The sequence below is a fragment of the Amycolatopsis pittospori genome (assembly GCF_013870525.1).
Lineage (GTDB): Bacteria > Actinomycetota > Actinomycetes > Mycobacteriales > Pseudonocardiaceae > Amycolatopsis > Amycolatopsis pittospori.
Genome location: NZ_JACBXD010000034.1, coordinates 1 through 17345, shown reverse-complemented (window position 1 = coordinate 17345; position 17345 = coordinate 1). Strand labels below are relative to the sequence as shown.

Here is a 17345-nt window from a genome sequence, read left to right as displayed (position 1 = left end):
CGCGGACTCCGACGCCTGGTGCACCGCTAACCGGAGTCCGAGGGACCAGCGCCGGCTCGGCGCGGAGTCGTGGTTGCTTGTTTGAGTCATGATCTCTATGTTTGGTATTCACCAACGCATGGCATGACTGGGGAAGGAATATCTATGCGTCGTCTGAATGTCGCTGTCCTGGCCGCACTGGCCACGACCGCACTGATCGCCGCTCCGGCGGCGGCGATGGAAACGAAGTACGTCGCCCCTGAGCGGGGCGCCCAGGCGGTGGCCGAGCTCAACATCCAGTACCAGATTCAGGAGACCGGCTACTGGTGCGGCCCGGCCGCGACCCGGATCGCCCTGTCGGCGAGGACCGGCGACCTGCCGAACCAGCAGCAGCTCGCGAACGAACTGGGGACCACCACCAACGGCACCGATCACATCGGCCAGGTCACCGGGGTGCTGAGTGCCCGGGTCGGCTGGTACCAGACAAAGGAGATCCCCAACGATCCACCGACCCAGGCGCAGCGAGACCTGCTGTGGAACGACATCGTGGGAGACATCGACAAGGGCTACGCGATCGTCGCGAACATCGTCGCCCCGCCTGAGAACCACCCGCCGGGCTACCCGAACGAGACGATCTACCACTACTTCACCATCGTCGGCTACAACAGCGACAACATGACGGTGAAGATCGCCGACCCGGCGAACTTCGGGGGTAACCAGATCTACTGGCTCACCTTCGATCAGCTCGCCAGCCTGATCCCGCCGAAGGGCTACTCGGCCTGACGTGTTCCCGACACGGCACCGTCCTTGACGGACTTCTGTTGAGTGGTGGGCACTTTCCTTGTCTACACGGGAAAGTGCCCACCGCTGCGGTGTCCCTCGTCGGACGCGCTCTAGACGGCGGCGTGCTTTCCGCGAGGGGCATCGTCGGCCGCCTGGTCGAGGATGCGGTTCGCGACCCGCTCCAGCGCCGCGTACAGGTCTTCGTATCCTTCCGTGCCCCAGTCTTGGAGTCGTTCGGCGAGCCAGTCTTTCCAGGCTTGGAGGAGTTTGGCGAGTTCGGCGCGGCCCGCCTCGGTCGTGGCCCAGCCACCGCGCTGATAGGTCAGGTGCCCGGTCAGTTCCAGCCTCGCGAAGGCCGGTTCGAAGACCTCGGGCGGGACGCCGTGACGCTCACTGATCGCCGTCAGCGACGTGGGCTTGTCCCGCCGTTCCCGCAGCCGCACCTGTCCCACGCACCACAGTCCGCCGCGGTCCAGTTCGCAGCCGGAGCGGGCCGTGATCCTGGCCGTCGCTGCCCGCCCTTCGCGGGCCAGCAGCCTGCCGACCGCACGTTCGAGGTCCTGGTCGCGGTCGCTCGGATCCGGCATCGCGAAGCCGTCGCCGATGTCCTGTGCACCGGCCCGCGCGGTGTCCCGCAGCGGAACCTCCTTGAGGAAGAACGCCAGCACCAGCGCCACGAGACCGACCGGCGCGGCGTAGAGGAACACCGAGTGCAGGGAATCGGAGTAAGCCTGGACGTAGGGGAGCGACGCCGAATCGGGCAGTTGGTGCAGACCGCTGGGGACCTGCACGATCCGCGGGTCGAGGCCCGGTGGCAGCGGGTGTTCCGCGGTCGCCTTCGCCATGTTCGGCGCCAGCTGGTTGGCGTAGATGGTGCCGAAGATCGCCGCGCCGAACGAAGAGCCCAGGGACCGGAGGAACGTCACCCCGGACGTCGCCACCCCCAGGTCTCGGTAGTCGGCGGTGTTCTGCACGACGATGACGAGCACCTGCATGCTCAGCCCGATCCCCGCGCCGAGCACCGCGAAGTAGAGAGACATCTCCCAGAACCCGCTGGTCGGCGTCAGCCGGGAAAGCAGGTACAGGCCGAGCGTCAGCCCGACCCCGCCGAGGATCGGGAAGATCTTGTACCGCCCCGTCTTGCCGACCAGATTGCCCGCGATGACGCCCGCCACCAGCAGCGCGATCACCATCGGCAGCATCCGGACGCCCGAATCGGTCGCCGAGATGCCGTGCACGTACTGCAGGTAGGTCGGCAGGTACGACAGCGCGCCGAGCATCGCGAACCCGACGACGAAGCTCAGGACGGCCGACACCGTGAACACCGGATTCCGGAACAGCCGCATCGGCAGGGTCGGTTCCTTCGCGCGTTTCTCCGCGAAGACGAACAGCACCAGCAGGATCACCGAGCCGATCGACATCCCGATGATCGTCGGCGAGTCCCAGGCGTACTGCGTGCCTCCCCAGCTGGTGACGAGGGTGAGACCGGTCGCGGCGAGTCCGATCAGCGCGATGCCGAGGTAGTCGATCACCGGTTTGGCGACCGCCTTGACCGACGGCATCACGCTCGCCGTCACGATCAGCACGAGTACCGCCACCGGGATGTTGACGTAGAACGCCCATCGCCACGACAGGTGGTCCACGAACAGCCCGCCCAGCATCGGGCCGAGCACCGTGACGACACCGAAGACCGAACCGAGCACACCTTGGTACTTGCCGCGATCACGCAGTGGGACCACGTCGGCCACCAGCGCCGTCGCCGTGACCATCAGACCGCCCGCGCCCAGGCCCTGGACGGCCCGCGCGACGATGAGCCAGATCATGTCGTCCGCGAAACCGCAGAAGAACGAGCCTGCGGTGAACACGATCACCGACAGCTGGAACATCAGCTTCCGGCCGAACAGGTCACCGAGCTTCCCCACGACGGCGGTCATGATCGTCTCGGCGAGCAGGTAGGAGGTGATCACCCACGACAGATGGCCGGCGCCACCGAGATCGCCGACGATGGTCGGCAACGCGGTACCCACGATCGTCTGGTCCAGCGCGGCGAGCAGCATCCCGAGCAGGACCGCCGCGAAGATCGCGTTCACCTGCTTGCGGCTCAACTCGGGCGGGGCGCCGCCCGGCCGGACGGCGTCCACGATCGTGGCCATCGAACCTCCCTCGCGTCAGGCTCAAACCTAGGTGCCCGACGTGGTCCGCTCCACTGTGGACGATCACTCGTTCCGGTGATCCGCCCGGCGAACAGCGTGGCACCGGCACCGGGACGGGTGGGATCGCGCGGATGATCGCAGGGAGAACGAGAGGTCTTCCTCTGAGTCACACAAGGGGAGTTACCCTGCTCCGAGCGTGTCGTGCCGCCACCTGTTCGCAGCAGTGGGTCGCGCGAGCGTCCGTGCCGATGCGCGGCCGGGTCCCCCTGTCGGTGGTTTTCTTCGTCTGCCAAGGGAAAAAAGTCTCCAGCGGTGGATTTCACGCGGGGGAGTGAACCGGATTCCGGTGTCACGCCATCGAGTGGACAATCCTCGGAGTCGGAACCGAGGAAGGGCGCTGAATCGATGACGGTGACCGCGGACGACCGGGTGAAGCTCATCTTCACGTTGTTCGACGCCGACGAGAACGGCTACCTCGAAGAGGGTGACTTCTCGACGATGGCGGGCCGCGTGGTGAGCGCGGCCGAAGGTTCCGGCGACGCCGCGAAGCAGGCGATGAAAGCGGCCTTTCAGCGGTACTGGACGACCCTGGAACGGGAACTGGACGCCGACAGCGACGGCCGGGTGAGCCTCGACGAGTTCGTGGCCTGCGTCCTGTCGCCCGACAAGTTCCACGAGACGATCGCCGAGTTCGCCAGAGCGCTGGCCGCGCTGGGCGACCCGGACGGCGACGGCCTGATCGAAAGGGCCGAATTCGTCGCCCTGATGACGGCGATCGGGTTCGAGCGCCCGAACATCCACGCGCTCTTCGACGCGTTCGTGCCCTCTGCCGAAGACCGCGTCAGGGTACCGGTGTGGGCGTCGGGAATCATGGACTACTACAGCCCGGACGCGGACGACATCGCCGGTGACCACCTGGTGACGTGATTCGGCCATCGCCCGCCCGGACCTGCGCGGCTTTACGCGACTTCAGTCGACGAGGACGTTCTTGTAGAACAGGTTCGCGTAACGGTTGGCGTTGGTCATGCTGCTGCGCGACCCGAATCCCATGTACAGCCGGGTCTCCCCGGCCAGGCTCCGGTAGATCCCCAGACCCTCCGGCTCGCGGTACACCAGCGACTTCCCGGCCTTGGTCAGCGCGCGGCTCTTCACCTTGCCGGTGTTCATGTCGATGCACGTGACGTAGGAGTTGATGTCGGCGGGGTTCTCGTGGCCCTCACCGTCCAATGTGTACAGATATTGGCCGTAGATGGTGTACCCCTGGAACGTCACCGAATGGTCGGCCAGCGCGGGCTGCGCGAAATGCGCCAGAGGTGAACCGAAGTCGCCGGCGGCGGCCGACGCGAGCGGGTAGACGCTGATGTGCATCTTGCCGCCTTCCTTGCGGCGTACCGCGATCCGCTTGTTGATCGGATCGGTGGCACAGGTGATCGTGTCGCTGCCGGTGAGGAACTTCTTCACCGACGGCGTGCCTCCGTTGACGAACTTGAACCTGGCCAGCGCCGTCCCGCGACCGTCGCCGGTGGGACCGTCCGAGTCGCATTCCATCCAGATGTAGGAGTCGGTGCCCACCGGCTCGACGCCGATCGACACCCCGTGCCCGGCGTTGCCGAGATGCATCGAGCCCTGGATCTCCCCGGAGAAGTTGACCTGGGTGACGCACAGGTCGTCCCCGGTCCCGCCGTTGCGGGCGTTCACGATGAAGATGCGCACGTTCTGGTTGTCGAAGGCGAAGCCCTGCATCACGTGGTGTGACTCGTGGAGGAGCTTGCCGCGGAACTCGTCGTAGGACGGCTCGGTGAGGTCGAAGCGCTTGGACACCGGCAGCGCGGTGATCGCGGCCGAAGCCGGGCCGGCGACCATCGCGCCCGCGCCGAGCAGCGCCGTCGCCGCGGCGAGGCCGCCGCCGGTGCGCAGCAGCGAACGTCGGGAGAACGTGGACCGGAGGAGATCCGGGGGCACCTGCTCGGACATGAGCGCTCGCCTTCGTCGAGTTGCGTGGTCCATCCGAAAATTCTTCAAGCTCGTACAAGATCCGTACAAATCGGCCGCGTGGCCGCTCTCGGCGAACGGTTCGAACTCGTGCTCCTCGATGCTCGCACTTTCCGCTGACACGGCTCTTGCGCGCGCAGCCGGGGAGACCTATCGTCATTTCACTACAACATGTAGCGAAATGGAGTCGGTATGCCTGGTCGTCGCCGAGATCCCGATCTCGAGAAGCGGCTCTCGGCCGCGGCGTGGTCACTGCTGCAAAGCCGGGGTTACGACGCGCTGAAGCTGTCCGAGGTCGCGGCGCAGGCCCACGCGCATCGCACCGACGTCTACCGGCGGTGGTCGAGCAAGGCGCAGCTCGTCGTCGATGTGCTCGCCGAGCACCTGCCCCCGGTCTCGGACCCCGACACGGGGGCACTCCGTACGGACCTCAGGGCGATCGTCCAGGACTTCGCGGCGTCCTGGTCCTCGTCGTGGATCGACGGGCTCATGGGGCTCGTCGCCGATCTGCACCACGAGCCCGACGCCGAGCTCGCCTTCCGGAGAATGGCCGAGAGCAGAGGTGAGCCGCTGCGGCAGGTGGTCACCCGGGCGGCACGGCGAGGTGAGATCGGTGAGCTTCCCGACCTGTCCTTGGTGGGTGATCTGATCGAGGGCCCGCTGATGCACCGCCGGATGCTGGGCCGCCGGCCGCTGACCCCGGACTATCTCGACGCCGTCGCCGCCTTGGCCCACGACGTGCTGACCGGGACCACGGTGGCTCCGTGAGCGCCGAACCGCACGAGCTTTCCGCCGCGGAACAACTGAGTGCCCTGCGCAAGGGCGACCTGAGTTCCCGTGAACTGACGGCGCATTACCTGGAACGTATCGAGAAGTTCGATGGCGGACTCGGTGCCTTCGCCACCGTCGTACCGGACCTCGCCTTCGAGGAGGCCGTCCGCGCGGACGAGCGCATCGCCCGTGGAGAATGGGCACCTCTGCTGGGACTTCCTCTGGGTATCAAGGATTTGTATCCGACAGCGGGAGTGCGGACGACCTTCGGCTCCGCCGCTCTGGCGGGCTTCACCCCCGCTGCCGACACCTGGACGGTGGGACTGATCCGGCAAGCCGGCGCGGTGCTCGTCGGCAAGACCAACACCGCGGAGTTCGGAGCCACCTGCTACACCGACAACGACGTGACGGAGCGGCCGACCGTCACCCCGTACGACACGACGCGCTATGCGAGCGGTTCCAGCGGTGGCGCCGCCGCCGCCGTCGCCGCCGGGCTGTTGCCACTGGCACAGGCGGGCGACGGGGCCGGATCGACACGAACGCCCGCGGCGGCCTGTCACCTCGTCGGCGTGAAGCCCAGCCGAGGGCTGGTCAGTTCCTCGGTACCGCCGACCTCGCTCACCGCCACCACCGTCGAAGGTCCCATCGCCAGGACGGTGGAGGACGCCGCGCTGCTGCTGGACGTGATGGCGCGGCCCTGGAGTGGCGATCCGGACGGCTGGCGAGCCGAAGAAGGCTTCGTCGACGTCGTCAAGTGGCCAACGGTAAGGCCGCTTCGCATCGCCGTGTGGACGGATCCTGGGCTGGACGGCGTTCCCGCGAATCCGGAGGTCGTGCGTGCGGTGGAGCGAGCGGCGAGCCTGCTCCGGGAACTGGGGCATGAAGTGCGAGAGGTGAAGATCCCGGCCGGCTGCGACGATCCGGTGCGCCTGGCACTGCGCACGCTGTTCGCCTCCTCCGTCGAGGCGGCGGTGCGATCGCTTGTCCCGCCTGAGCGCAGGGAACTGCTCCTGCCGTACACCCGGTACCTGTGCGCCGAAGGACAGACGTTGTCCGGCCAGGACCTCTTCGCGGCACAACAGGTCCTGGCGCGTTATGCGAGCGCCTTCCTGGCGGCCCTCGACGGGTTCGACGTCGCGCTGACCCCGGTGACGAACGGCCCCCCGGTTCGGCTCGGACACTTCGAGACCGGTGGTGTGGCGGCGATCGCCGACGCGATGCTGGACTGGTCGGCCCCCACCCCGTGGGCCAATTTGACGGGGCGACCCGCGGTGTCCCTGCCGTCGCACCTCGATCGCGACGGACTCCCGTACGGCGTTCAGATCGTCGGACGCCGGCGGGAAGACGCGCCGTTGCTGGCCCTCGCCGCGCAGCTCGAACGCTCGGGGCTGTGGAAAGACGTCCATCCGTCCTGCTGGGATGATTGAGAGGCCACGCCCGATGAACACACAGACGAACCTCACAGGTGGAAGTCCGGAGCACCGCCATCCGGGGCAGGGACTGACCGAGAAGTTCGTCGCACTGCCCGACGGGCGACGGCTGCGGGTCGTCACCGCCGGCGAGGGCGACGGGCCGCTGGTCGTATTCGAGGCGGGCATGAGCGCTCCCGCCGCTTCCTGGGTGCACACCCAGCGCGAGATCGGCGCGCGCACTCGCACGGTGTCCTACGACCGGGCGGGTTACGGCGGGAGCGATCCGGACCCGCGGGACCGGACGATCGAGCGGATTGCGGACGACCTCACCGGGCTCCTCGACGTCCTCGGTGAGACCCGGCCCGTCGTCCTCGTCGGACACAGCTGGGGCGGACCGGTCATCCGCCTGTTCGCCGAGCGTCACCCGCACCGGGTCGCCGGACTGGTCTTCGTCGACGCGACCGTCGCCGAGATCATGAGCGACCGCGACGCGCGGATCCTGTCCTGGTCGTTCGGTGTGCTGGCGCTGCTCGCGCGCCTGGGCGGCCGGAAGCTCGTCGTGAAACTGACCGTGCCGCACGTGTCCCGCGTCATCGATGAGTCCGATGTGGACATCCTCGTCCGCGACTACGCCTGTGTCCGTGCGATGCGCGCCGGGCGCCGCGAGGCGGCGCAGATCGTTCCGGCGCTGTCGACGATGCGACGTCTCCAGGCCGCGGGTAGTCCGGACGTCCCCACGATCTGCCTTCAGGCCGGGCGGATCGACCGCGGTATGTCCCGGGCGCGCCCCCTGTTCAACCGGGTGGCCACCGAGCTCATGGCCGCCGTCCCGAACGGGCGCGTGGTCGTCGTCGAAAAGACCGGGCATCTCATCCCGCAGGAGAATCCGGTTGTCGTGCGCGAAGCGATCCACGAGATCGTGGACGCCGTCGCGGGGCCGAGATGATCCCCGAGGCGGTGGTCCCGCAGACCGAGGCGGCTTCTCTCGGTACCGTCACCCGGACCGGTCAGCCACGCCTCATCGGGGCCCTGGTCGGCACGAACGCCGCCGGCTACATCGCTATCGCGGTGCCGATGAACCTGTTGCTGGTCACCCATCTGTCGGCGATCGCCGGCGCCGGGGCGACCTCCGCCTTCAGCCTGGTGACCGGAATCGGCGGGCTCGTCGGGCTGCTGGCGAATCCGCTCGGCGGGCGCGTCAGCGACCGGACGGCCGCGCGGTTCGGCAGACGCCGCACCTGGATTCTCACCGGTGGCCTCGGAGCGGCGATCCTGCTCACGATCATGGGCTGGACGACCGAGGTGTGGCAGGTGGCGCTGGGCTGGGCCCTGATCACGGCACTCGTCATGTTCCAGCTCGCCGCGAGCGCCGCGCTGGCCGCGGACCAAGTGGCTCCGGAGCGGAGAGGAGCGGCATCGGGAGTGGTGGCGTTCGTGGCCCTCGCCGGTCCCGCCCTGGGTTTCGCCGTGGTGAGCGCCCTGCCCGCCCTGCCTCGGCTGCAGTGGGGCGTGGTCGGTGTGCTCAGCGCCGCGGGCGTAGTCATGGCCGTCCTGCTCGTGCGTGATCCCCGGCACCGGACACCGGCTGACGAACCACGGCTCGGTCCGGCGATCATCTTGCGGTCGTACTGGGTCAGTCCGCGCAAGCATCCCGCGTTCGGCTGGGCGTGGGCGGTGCGCTTCCTGATCACCGCGGCATGGGCGTCCAACAGCTACCTGGCCTTCGTGTTCACCCAGCGCTTCGCCGTCCTGGCCGACAAGGTCCCGGGAATGATCTTCCTCCTGACCCTGATCGGGATCGTCTGTGTCGCCGTCACCGCCTGGCTGACCGGCTGGCTCTCCGACAAGATCCGGAGGCAGAAGCCGTTCGTGCTCGTCGGAGGTCTCGTGCTCGCCGCCGGGCTGGTCCTGGTGGCGGTCTCGCCCGGGATCCCGGTGGTGTTTCTGGGCACCGCGATCATGTCGCTGGGCTATGGGACCTTCCTGGCCACCGACTTCGCCCTCTGCCTGCGCATGCTTCCCGACCCCGAGTCGGCGGGCAAGGACTTCGCGGTGCTCAACATCGCGAGCACACTGCCTGTCGCTGTCGTGCCCTTCGTGGCGCCGGTCCTTCTCGCGGCCGGTGGATTCCCCGCACTCTTCACCTGCCTCGCGGTGCTCAGCGTGGTCGGCGCGGTGAGCGTGGTTCGTGTCCCCGACATCGGACAGGAAGGCCAGCCGCGCTTCGCGGCTATGCGTCGCGACGTCGGATGACACCGGGGGAGCGAGGCGACCATCTCCGCTTTCGAATGTGTACATCATCTGGATTTTCGAGGTATCCTGATGATGGAAATTCAGAGGAGGGGCAGGATGGTCCGACTGACTCGGGTACAGCAGCAGGAACGCACGCGGGCGTCCGTGCTGGCCGCGGCGAAGGTGGAGTTCGTCGAGCGCGGCTACGCCCTGGCGAAGGTCGACCGGATCGCCGAGCGGGCCGAGCTGACCCGTGGCGCGGTGTACTCGAACTTCCCGGGTAAACGCGCCTTGTACCTGGCGGTGTTGATCGACCTGGTCGAGAACGCGGCCGCCGGTGAGTCGTCGGCGCCGCCGGTGTCATTGGCCGACGCGCTGGGCGCCTTCGCCCGCATCTGGCTCGAACGGCTGCCACTGGTCGGTGACTCGGCTTCGGGAGGACGGCTGCAGCTGCGCTCGCTGGACGGTGTTCTCGACGACGAGCGCGGGCGCGAGGTGCTTGCTCAGGTGGCCCGGCTGGAGGCTCTGCTGCTCGCCACCACGCTGGAGTTGTACACGCCGGCGGGGCGGCGGGTCCGCCTGGCCGAACTGGTGCTGACCCTGCTGGACGGCTCGAGTCATCGTGCCGAGACCGCGCCGGGGTTCGGCGACCCCTTCGACCTGGCGCACGCGTGCCGTCACCTGGCCGGGATCGATCTGGCCGACACCTGGGCGCCGCCGCACCTTCCCTATGTGTCCCCGGCGGAGCCGTGCGCGGACGCCTGGGAGGCGCCGACGGGACTCGCGGACCGGCTCGGCGACGACCAGGTCGACTTGGCCGCCGACGGTCTCATCGCGGTGCTGGGGGCGGGGCGCCTCGGCGCCGCCGAGGAGGCCGTCCGGTCCGCCCGGCCCGGCGAGCAGGTGACGTTGGTCGTCGTCACGGACGATCCCGCCGAGACCGGTCGCCTCGTCCGGCTCAGGATCACCGACCTCGTCGGCTGCCTGCGGAGGGTGTTCGCGACCGAGGCATGGCGGCATCTCCGGCTGGTCCTCGACGGCGGGTCCGTGGCGTCGGCGATCGGCCTGACGGAGCCCGGCGACGCGACCGAGGCCGCGGTGCGCGTCCGAGGCGGCCGGATCGTCGCCCGGGCCCAGGGACGAGGTGCCGCCCACGCGGTGGCGACCGTCGACGGGCAGAACGTCGCACGGCCGCCGAAGGACACGATGTGAACCTCCTGGTGTTGCATGCCCTTCGTTGCGTCGGCACCGCGGGTCTCACCCGCTTGGCCGCGGCGACGGGGCTGAGTGAGTCCGATGTGGAGTCCGAGCTGATCGATCTCGCGGTCGCCGGTCTCGTCACGCACGTCGCCGACTTCCGGGTGTGGGCCCTGACGGACGACGGCCGCGTCGCGGATGCCGAGCGGACCACCGCGGAACTGGAATCGGCCGGCGCCCGCCCCGCCATGGCCACGGCGTACGACGGCTTTCTCGTGCTCAACCCGGAACTGCTGGACCTCTGCACGGCTTGGCAGCTCCGGTCGGTCGACGGTGTCGTGGTCACCAACGATCACAGCGATCGGTCCTACGACGACCGCGTCCTCGGCCGGTTCGCCGATCTCCACCGGCGCGCCGTCGTCGTCTGTGCCGGGTTGTCCTCGGCGTTGCCCCGGTTCGATCGCTACCGGGTCCGGCTCACCGAAGCCCTCGGCCGCGTCGAAGCGGGCGAGTGGGAGTTCCTGGCCGACGACACCGAGTCGTATCACGCCGTGTGGGCCCAGCTTCACGAAGACCAGCTCGCCACCCTCGGGATCCCGCGATGAAATGGATCCGCCCCCTCTCCGCCGAGCTCGGGGAGGCGGTGGAGGCGGTGGGCGGCAAGGCGCAGGGCCTCGTCGTCCTGCACCGTCTCGGGCTGCCCGTGCCCGCCGGGTTCGTCATCACGACGGAGGCGTGTCGCGCGTTTCTGCGTGACGGGCGTCTTCCCGACGGTCTCGACGACGAACTCGTGTCGGCCATGACCGGCCTCGAGGCCGTCACCGGACGCCGTTTCGGGGGAGCGGACACGCCGTTGGCGGTGTCCGTTCGCTCCGGGGCGGGAGTTTCGATGCCCGGCATGATGGACACGATCCTCAACCTGGGGCTCACGACCTCGGCCGCCGCCGGCTTGGCGGCCGAGACGGGTGATGCACGGTTCGCGCGGAGTTCCCGGGAGCGGTTCCTGTCCGGCTTCACCGCCGCGATCGCCGGTGACCGGCGGATTCCGGACGACGCGACCGGGCAGCTGGAACTGGCGGTGGAGACGGTGTTCTCGTCCTGGGACACACCGCGCGCGCGAACCTATCGGGAGCTGCACGACATCCCGCACGATCTCGGCACGGCCGTGATCGTGCAGGCGATGGTGTTCGGGAACCGCGACGCGCGCAGCGGCACCGGAGTCGCGTTCAGCCGCGATCCCAACACCGGTGAGCGGATCCCGTTCGGCGAAGTCCTTTTCGGACACCAAGGTGAGGACGTCGTCTCCGGCGGCGCACTGACCCGGCCCCTGCGTGAGTTGGCCGACCGGGAGCCGGATGTGTGGAGCGGGCTGCTCGATGCCCTGAACCGGGTCGAGGAGCACTATCGCGACGCGTGCTACGCCGAGTTCACGTTCCAAGCCGGTGAGCTCTGGCTGCTGCAGGTCCGGCCGGGCCGGTTCGTCGGAGCCGCCGCCGTCCGCGTCGCCACCGACCTCGCCGACGAACGCGCCATCGACCGTCACGAAGCACTGCTCAGGATCTCGCCGCGGCAGCTCCGGCACGTCCGCACACCGAGGATGGCGTCGACCGCGGAGGCCGACCTCCTGGCCCGAGGGCTGGGCGCCTGTCCCGGTGTCGCGGCCGGGCGGGTGGTGACCACGGCCGACGGCGCGGTGCGCATGGCCGCGGCAGGCCCGGTGATCCTGGTCCGGCCGGAAACCTCCCCGCACGACATGCGCGGCCTGGCCGCCGCCGCCGGCATCGTCACCGCTCGTGGAGGTCCGGCCAGCCACGCCGCCGTCGTCGCGCGAGCGATGGGAAAGCCCGCTGTCGTAGGGATCGCAGACCTCGTCGTCGCCGATGCCTCGGTGAGTGCTGGTGGGCGCACCATCGGCGAAGGCACCTTCATCACCATCGACGGGACCAGCGGCGAAGTCGCCCTCGGCAGCCCCCTCGTAGTCACGACCACGGCGGATGCCCACCTGAGCCGTCTGCTCGGCTGGGCCGACGACGTATCAGGCGATCACTCCGAACGCGGGGAAGCCCAACGCCTGAGCGCCGCTCATGCCGTGCTTCGTCAGGGCTGACCTCGCTCCGGCGACCTTCCGGAAGCTCATGGCCGCACGCCGGGACCGAATCCCGTCCACCGCAGTTCGGCCGGAAGGTGGCCCATGTCGTTGTACGTCAGCACCGTCGGCGCGAGGCCGTCGCGATACTCGATCGTCGTCAGCGCCGTGTTCCCACAGCTCAGCCCGAGCCACCGCGCGGGCGGCGCGTCGAGCGCGTGCCGTACCAGCCAGGCCACCTGATAGGCGTGGGTGACCAGGACCTCGTGGGTCTCGGTTTCCGCGGTCCGGGCGAACCTGTCGATCAGCGCATCCGCGAGACGTGCTCCCGAAGCCGCTTCCGCGGCGTCGTACCCGTCGAAGAACCCCGCCCAGGCGGGAGGTACCTCGTCCGGCACGTGCGGAACGTGGTCGATCAACTCGGCCGCTTCCCGCACGGCGACCCCCGGCAGATGTGCGCCCAGGATCTGAGCGGACCGCGCGGCCCGGGGGAGAGGCGAATGCCAGACGGTGTCGACCGGCAGGGCAGCCAGGCGCGCCCCGAGCAGTTCGGTCTGCCGCTGCCCTGCGTCGGTCAACTCGCCGAACGGATCCGCCGCACCGTGCCGAACGACGTACAAATGCCGAACCATCGCTGCTCCCACCGTCGACAACCACATCAGGATACTCAGATAATCCAGATGTTCACAACATCTATAGAGGTAAGTCAGGCGCGTCGGGTCTCGGGGTGGTGCCTGCGCGGCGCACTCGCGTGCTCGGAGACGGATCTCGCGTGCTCGGCGCCGTGCACCCCCAGGTGCGGTAACCAGAAACGCAGCCACGTCCCTGAGCACGCGAGATCCGGGCCCAAGCACGCGAGCCACGCCCACTCTCACCCCGGCGAGCGGGCCCCTGCCGCGCGGCCGGACGCAACGACCTCCGCCGACGGCGCCACGTTCGCCTTGTTCCTCAAGGGAACCCTCGTCGCCACTCGTGACCAGGGTTGAGAACTAGCCGTCTAGGTATCAAACAGAGAATTTTCGCCGCGAAATGTCTTTTGTGGATAGCCGGGAGTGGCCGAGCTCCGTCGGCCAGGCCGGACCTGTGCCGCGAACACCTCCTGCAAGGAAGCCGGCGAGGCAGACCTCACTGCGGAGATCCGGTCACGCCAAGTTTGCCTTGGTCTCGACAAATACTTTGCCGCCGGGTTCGGTGGCAACCTGGCCGATGGTGAGGCGTCCACTGGATATGATCTTGACGAAGCCGCGTTTCCCTCGGGTGGTTCATCGAGTCGTCGTGTTGGCCGGTGTTTTCGCGACGGCGCTGATGCCTGTGGCCGCGCCGGCGTCGGCGGCCGATGAGCGGGTGGTGACGACGGTGAGCGAGGCCGACCGGGCCGCGGCACTGGCCCATTGGACGCCGGAGCGGATGCGGCAATGGGTCGGCGACGACGAACTGCCGCCCGCCGAGAAGATCGGCCGCGTATGGGCGGGGCCGGTGCCGCCGGGTGTGGGGCGACTTTTCTTCACCGCCGAACCCGGCGTCGACGGATCCTGTACCGCGACGGTGGTCCCCAGTTCGAGCAAGGACGTGGCACTCACCGCCGGGCATTGTGTGAACGGCGGACTGGACCGGTTCGACAACCCGATCAAGATCGTCAATGTGGTATTCGTTCCGGGGTATGACCACGGCGAAATCCCGCACGGGGTGTTCGCGGCCCGGGCCTTCGCCTGGTCCGGTACGTATGCGGGCCCGATGAGCGGAGCGGACGACGACGCGGTGATCGCCCTGGATCCGGTCGATGGCCGGCACGTCGCGGACGTCGCGGGTACGCAGGAGATCTCGTTCGGGACACTTCCGTCCACTGTGGACGCGACCATCCTCGGCTACCCGGTGTCGCGAGCGGCCGCGGGAGAGGCGCTGTTCTCCTGCGCGCGGCCCGCGGACCTCCGAGCGAACTCGGTCACCACGACCTGGAACACGGATTGCGACCTGGCGGGCGGCTCCAGTGGCGGCCCTTGGCTGCGGAACTTCGATCCCGTCAGTGGGAAGGGGACCATTTTCAGCGTGACGAGCCGGGGAACGATGACCGAGGACGGCGTGACCACGGACCTGAGCGGCGCCGCGCTGACCGAGCCGGTGCGGAAGTTGTACGAGCGAGCCGGCGAACTCTGAGCCGGAGACTTCCCCGGATCACTGTTCCGGCAACGTGAATCCAGAGTCGACTCGAGTATCCGCCGATCCTGTGGCGCCGGGACCACAAAGGTCTCGCCGCGGTATCGGCGGACCGGCGGCGTTGCGACATTCGGTGAATATCGCCGGTAAATCGCCTACGGAGTTCCCCTTTTTTCCAGCGAACCGCTCACGGGAGGTTCGCTGATGCCCGGCGTCCGTCGCTCTGAAGAGTGAGAGATGCCGAGGTCCGCTCAACCCCTTGGCGCAACGCGGATATGAGCCGCGTAGACCGGAATCGCGACGGCAACTCGTTGGGCGTCTTGACATAGGGCGCTCCGGGTGACGCATTAACGAAACGCGGGGCATCGCGTCTTTCTCAGACAACCCACAGGAATTCCGGCCGCCGCCGGGTCTCGAAAGGGAAGTCCATGTCGCGAAGACCACTACTCGTCGTCCTGACCGCCGTCACGGCGCTGCTCGCGTCCACGGCGGTCGCCGTCGCGGCTCCGCCGGGGGTCGACCCGGCCACGGTCGATCTCACCCTCGACGCGGGGCAGAGCACGACCGTGACCAAGAACGTGACGACGTCGGCGGTGCCGCCGAACCCCGACCTCGTCCTGCTCGCCGACACCACGGGCAGTATGGGCGGGCCGATCGGCAACGTGAGGTCGAACGCCAGCGCCATCACCGGTGACGTGCTCGCCGCGCAGCCCACCGCGCGGTTCGGTGTCGCCGAATACAAGGACTTCACCGACTCGGTGCCGTTCAAGGTCAACCAGGGCATCACCGGTGACACCACCGCCGTCCAGGCCGGAATCAACCAGTGGGTGGCTTCGGGCGGCGGGGACACGCCGGAAGCGAACTTGAACGCGTTGTACCAGCTGGCCACCGGCGCGGTCGACTTCCGTCCGGACGGTACCCGCATCGTCGCCTGGTTCGGCGACGCGCCGTCGCACGATCCGAGCGGAGGGCACAATCTGGCGCAGACCATCGCGGCACTCCAAGCGGCGAAGATCCGTGTCGTCGCCGTCAACGTCGGTGGTCTCGACGCCACCGGGCAGGCCTCGGCGATCACCTCGGCCACCGGTGGCGTGTTGCTGAACAACGTGCCCGCCGGTCAGGTGTCGCAGGCCATCCTGGACGGCATCAAGTCCATCGAGGTCACGGTGACCCCGAAGGTGACCAGCTGCGACCCGCAGCTCACGGTCACCAACGACCCCGGCAGCGTCAAGGTGACCAGCGGCGAAGTCGCCACGTTCACCGAGACGATCGCGGCGTCGGCCGGTGCCGCTCCCGGCACCTATCACTGCGTGGTCGACTATCAGGTCGACGGCGTCTCGCGTGGGTACATCGAGACCACCACCGTGCGCGTGCTCGGCCTGAGCGTCGACGACGTGACGGTCGCCGAAGGCTCGGGGGGCGCGCAGGTCCCGGCGACCTTCACGGTGTCGCTGCTCGGTGGCCCCAGCCCGAATCCGGTGACCGTGCAGTACTCCACCGCCAACGGCAGCGCGACCGCGCCCGCCGACTACGCCACGGCGAACGGCACGGTCACCTTCGCTCCCGGGCAGACGGTCAAGCCGGTGACCGTGCTGGTCGCCCCGGACACCGTCGACGAGCCGGACGAGACGTTCACGGTGAACCTCTCGGCCCCGTCGGGCGCCGGCCTCGTCGATCCGACCGGTGTCGGCACGATCCTCGACGACGACCGTGACGGTGTCTTCTCCTGCACGGGCACCGCGGCGAACGTGCTCGGGGTGACCGCGGCGCAGGCGAACCCGGCGAACCTGCCTTGTGCCGACGACGCCCGCACCGTCGCCGCCGCGACGCTCAACGCCGGCCTGATCAAGGTCGAAACCCAGGTACTGACCGCGTCGACCGATCTCACGCCGGACAACCAGTCGGCGGCCCCCGCCGCGGGCGATCGCGCGCTGGCGTCGGCCAAGATCGACAAGACGGTGATCAGCACGCTCGGGCTGAACATCGAACTCGGTGTGATCCAGTCGCAGGCGACGGCGACCTGTCAGCCTGCACCGGGTGGTCTCGCCCCCGTCTTGGCAGGCAGTTCGAACGTCGCCTCGCTGAAGATCAACGGCCAGGCCATCACGGTGGGCTCGGCGCCGCTGACCATCCCGCTGGTCATCGGCTCGCTGAAACTCAACGGTCAGACGGTGGCGAACGGCGTCGTGAAGCAGCAGGCCGTCGCGCTGGACACCGCGCTCGCGAAGATCGTGCTCGCGGAATCCCAGGCCGACGTGCACGGCACCGCCGCGCACCCGGCCGGAAACCCCTGCCGCCGGTGATCCGGTGAACCGGGCCGGGGCGGACGATCCAGTCCGCCCCGGCTGTCCACAAAGGAGGTCTTGAGTGGCGGGACGGTTCTATTGAGGGCTAGGGCAAAGGTGTCGTGTCGGGTGCCGAGTCCGTGAAGGCCTCCTTGAGGGACTCTGGGTCCCTCAAGGAGGCCTTCACGGACCGGTGATCAGCAGTGATCAGCGGGGTGAAGGGGACTTTCCGCTCGTACAGTGAGGGGAAAGGGCCCCTTCGACGCGGGTCTGCGGTCTTCGTGGGCGGCGGAGTCCCGGG

At 68.6% G+C, this 17345-nt stretch carries 14 protein-coding genes; 11 read left to right on the top strand and 3 right to left on the bottom strand.

From position 1 onward, the window contains the following. Positions 1-144 precede the first annotated feature (144 nt). Positions 145-762 (top strand): C39 family peptidase, encoded by a 618-nt coding sequence (locus tag H5J31_RS20185; RefSeq protein WP_181774166.1) that lies wholly within the window; start codon positions 145-147, stop codon positions 760-762. Between the two features lie 110 nt (positions 763-872). Here H5J31_RS20185 and H5J31_RS20180 read toward each other — a convergent pair whose 3' ends face one another. Then, a complete protein-coding gene (locus tag H5J31_RS20180; protein ID WP_181774165.1) occupies positions 873-2915 on the bottom strand; it encodes an MDR family MFS transporter in 2043 nt (680 codons plus the stop codon). Between the two features lie 405 nt (positions 2916-3320). Here H5J31_RS20180 and H5J31_RS20175 point away from each other — a divergent pair, with 405 nt between their 5' ends. Continuing rightward, entirely contained in the window at positions 3321-3842 is a 522-nt protein-coding gene (locus H5J31_RS20175) for an EF-hand domain-containing protein (protein WP_181774164.1), read from the top strand. 42 nt (positions 3843-3884) lie between these two features. On the opposite strand, the gene H5J31_RS20170 is transcribed toward H5J31_RS20175, so the two are convergent. Further along, a complete protein-coding gene (locus H5J31_RS20170; protein ID WP_181774163.1) occupies positions 3885-4889 on the bottom strand; it encodes a phage baseplate protein in 1005 nt (334 codons plus the stop codon). 210 nt (positions 4890-5099) lie between these two features. On the opposite strand from H5J31_RS20170, the gene H5J31_RS20165 reads away from it, so the two are divergent. From H5J31_RS20165 to H5J31_RS20135, 7 genes are all read left to right on the top strand, one after another. Continuing rightward, positions 5100-5675, top strand: a complete 576-nt coding sequence (locus tag H5J31_RS20165) for a TetR/AcrR family transcriptional regulator (protein WP_181774162.1) — start codon at positions 5100-5102, stop codon at positions 5673-5675. Next, positions 5672-7105 carry an amidase gene (locus tag H5J31_RS20160; protein ID WP_181774161.1) on the top strand — a complete coding sequence of 478 codons (1434 nt, stop codon included), beginning with the start codon at positions 5672-5674 and terminating at the stop codon, positions 7103-7105. Before H5J31_RS20165 ends, H5J31_RS20160 begins: the two co-directional genes overlap by 4 nt. A gap of 13 nt (positions 7106-7118) precedes the next feature. After that, positions 7119-8036 carry an alpha/beta fold hydrolase gene (locus H5J31_RS20155; protein WP_181774160.1) on the top strand — a complete coding sequence of 306 codons (918 nt, stop codon included), beginning with the start codon at positions 7119-7121 and terminating at the stop codon, positions 8034-8036. Continuing rightward, positions 8033-9343 carry an MFS transporter gene (locus tag H5J31_RS20150; protein WP_181774159.1) on the top strand — a complete coding sequence of 437 codons (1311 nt, stop codon included), beginning with the start codon at positions 8033-8035 and terminating at the stop codon, positions 9341-9343. The genes H5J31_RS20155 and H5J31_RS20150 overlap by 4 nt, the downstream gene beginning before the upstream one ends. 96 nt (positions 9344-9439) lie before the next feature. Beyond that, positions 9440-10534, top strand: coding sequence for a TetR/AcrR family transcriptional regulator (locus tag H5J31_RS20145; protein WP_181774158.1), 1095 nt, complete (start codon positions 9440-9442; stop codon positions 10532-10534). Then, on the top strand, positions 10531-11124 hold the full coding sequence (locus H5J31_RS20140; protein WP_181774157.1) for a transcriptional regulator: 594 nt from the start codon (positions 10531-10533) through the stop codon (positions 11122-11124). The genes H5J31_RS20145 and H5J31_RS20140 overlap by 4 nt, the downstream gene beginning before the upstream one ends. Next, entirely contained in the window at positions 11121-12626 is a 1506-nt protein-coding gene (locus H5J31_RS20135; RefSeq protein ID WP_181774156.1) for a pyruvate, phosphate dikinase, read from the top strand. The genes H5J31_RS20140 and H5J31_RS20135 overlap by 4 nt, the downstream gene beginning before the upstream one ends. Positions 12627-12652: 26 nt before the next feature. Here the strand turns inward: H5J31_RS20135 and H5J31_RS20130 are convergent, their stop codons facing one another. After that, positions 12653-13237 (bottom strand): histidine phosphatase family protein, encoded by a 585-nt coding sequence (locus H5J31_RS20130; RefSeq protein WP_181774155.1) that lies wholly within the window; start codon positions 13235-13237, stop codon positions 12653-12655. 646 nt (positions 13238-13883) lie between these two features. On the opposite strand from H5J31_RS20130, the gene H5J31_RS20125 reads away from it, so the two are divergent. Together H5J31_RS20125 and H5J31_RS20120 are read left to right on the top strand one after the other, a co-directional pair. Next, positions 13884-14759, top strand: coding sequence for a trypsin-like serine peptidase (locus tag H5J31_RS20125; protein WP_236005294.1), 876 nt, complete (start codon positions 13884-13886; stop codon positions 14757-14759). A 428-nt stretch (positions 14760-15187) separates the two neighbouring features. Next, on the top strand, positions 15188-17062 hold the full coding sequence (locus H5J31_RS20120) for a Calx-beta domain-containing protein (RefSeq protein WP_181774154.1): 1875 nt from the start codon (positions 15188-15190) through the stop codon (positions 17060-17062). Positions 17063-17345: the final 283 nt, after the last annotated feature.

Excerpts from the sequence above, each read along its gene's own strand:
- H5J31_RS20155 (WP_181774160.1), top strand. The coding sequence starts at position 7,119 with ATGAACACACAGACGAACCTCACAGGTGGAAGTCCGGAGCACCGCCAT.
- H5J31_RS20120 (WP_181774154.1), top strand. The coding sequence starts at position 15,188 with ATGTCGCGAAGACCACTACTCGTCGTCCTGACCGCCGTCACGGCGCTG.
- H5J31_RS20130 (WP_181774155.1), bottom strand. The coding sequence starts at position 13,237 with ATGGTTCGGCATTTGTACGTCGTTCGGCACGGTGCGGCGGATCCGTTC.
- H5J31_RS20135 (WP_181774156.1), top strand. The coding sequence starts at position 11,121 with ATGAAATGGATCCGCCCCCTCTCCGCCGAGCTCGGGGAGGCGGTGGAG.
- H5J31_RS20170 (WP_181774163.1), bottom strand. The coding sequence starts at position 4,889 with ATGTCCGAGCAGGTGCCCCCGGATCTCCTCCGGTCCACGTTCTCCCGA.
- H5J31_RS20150 (WP_181774159.1), top strand. The coding sequence starts at position 8,033 with ATGATCCCCGAGGCGGTGGTCCCGCAGACCGAGGCGGCTTCTCTCGGT.
- H5J31_RS20185 (WP_181774166.1), top strand. The coding sequence starts at position 145 with ATGCGTCGTCTGAATGTCGCTGTCCTGGCCGCACTGGCCACGACCGCA.
- H5J31_RS20165 (WP_181774162.1), top strand. The coding sequence starts at position 5,100 with ATGCCTGGTCGTCGCCGAGATCCCGATCTCGAGAAGCGGCTCTCGGCC.
- H5J31_RS20145 (WP_181774158.1), top strand. The coding sequence starts at position 9,440 with ATGGTCCGACTGACTCGGGTACAGCAGCAGGAACGCACGCGGGCGTCC.
- H5J31_RS20175 (WP_181774164.1), top strand. The coding sequence starts at position 3,321 with ATGACGGTGACCGCGGACGACCGGGTGAAGCTCATCTTCACGTTGTTC.
- H5J31_RS20180 (WP_181774165.1), bottom strand. The coding sequence starts at position 2,915 with ATGGCCACGATCGTGGACGCCGTCCGGCCGGGCGGCGCCCCGCCCGAG.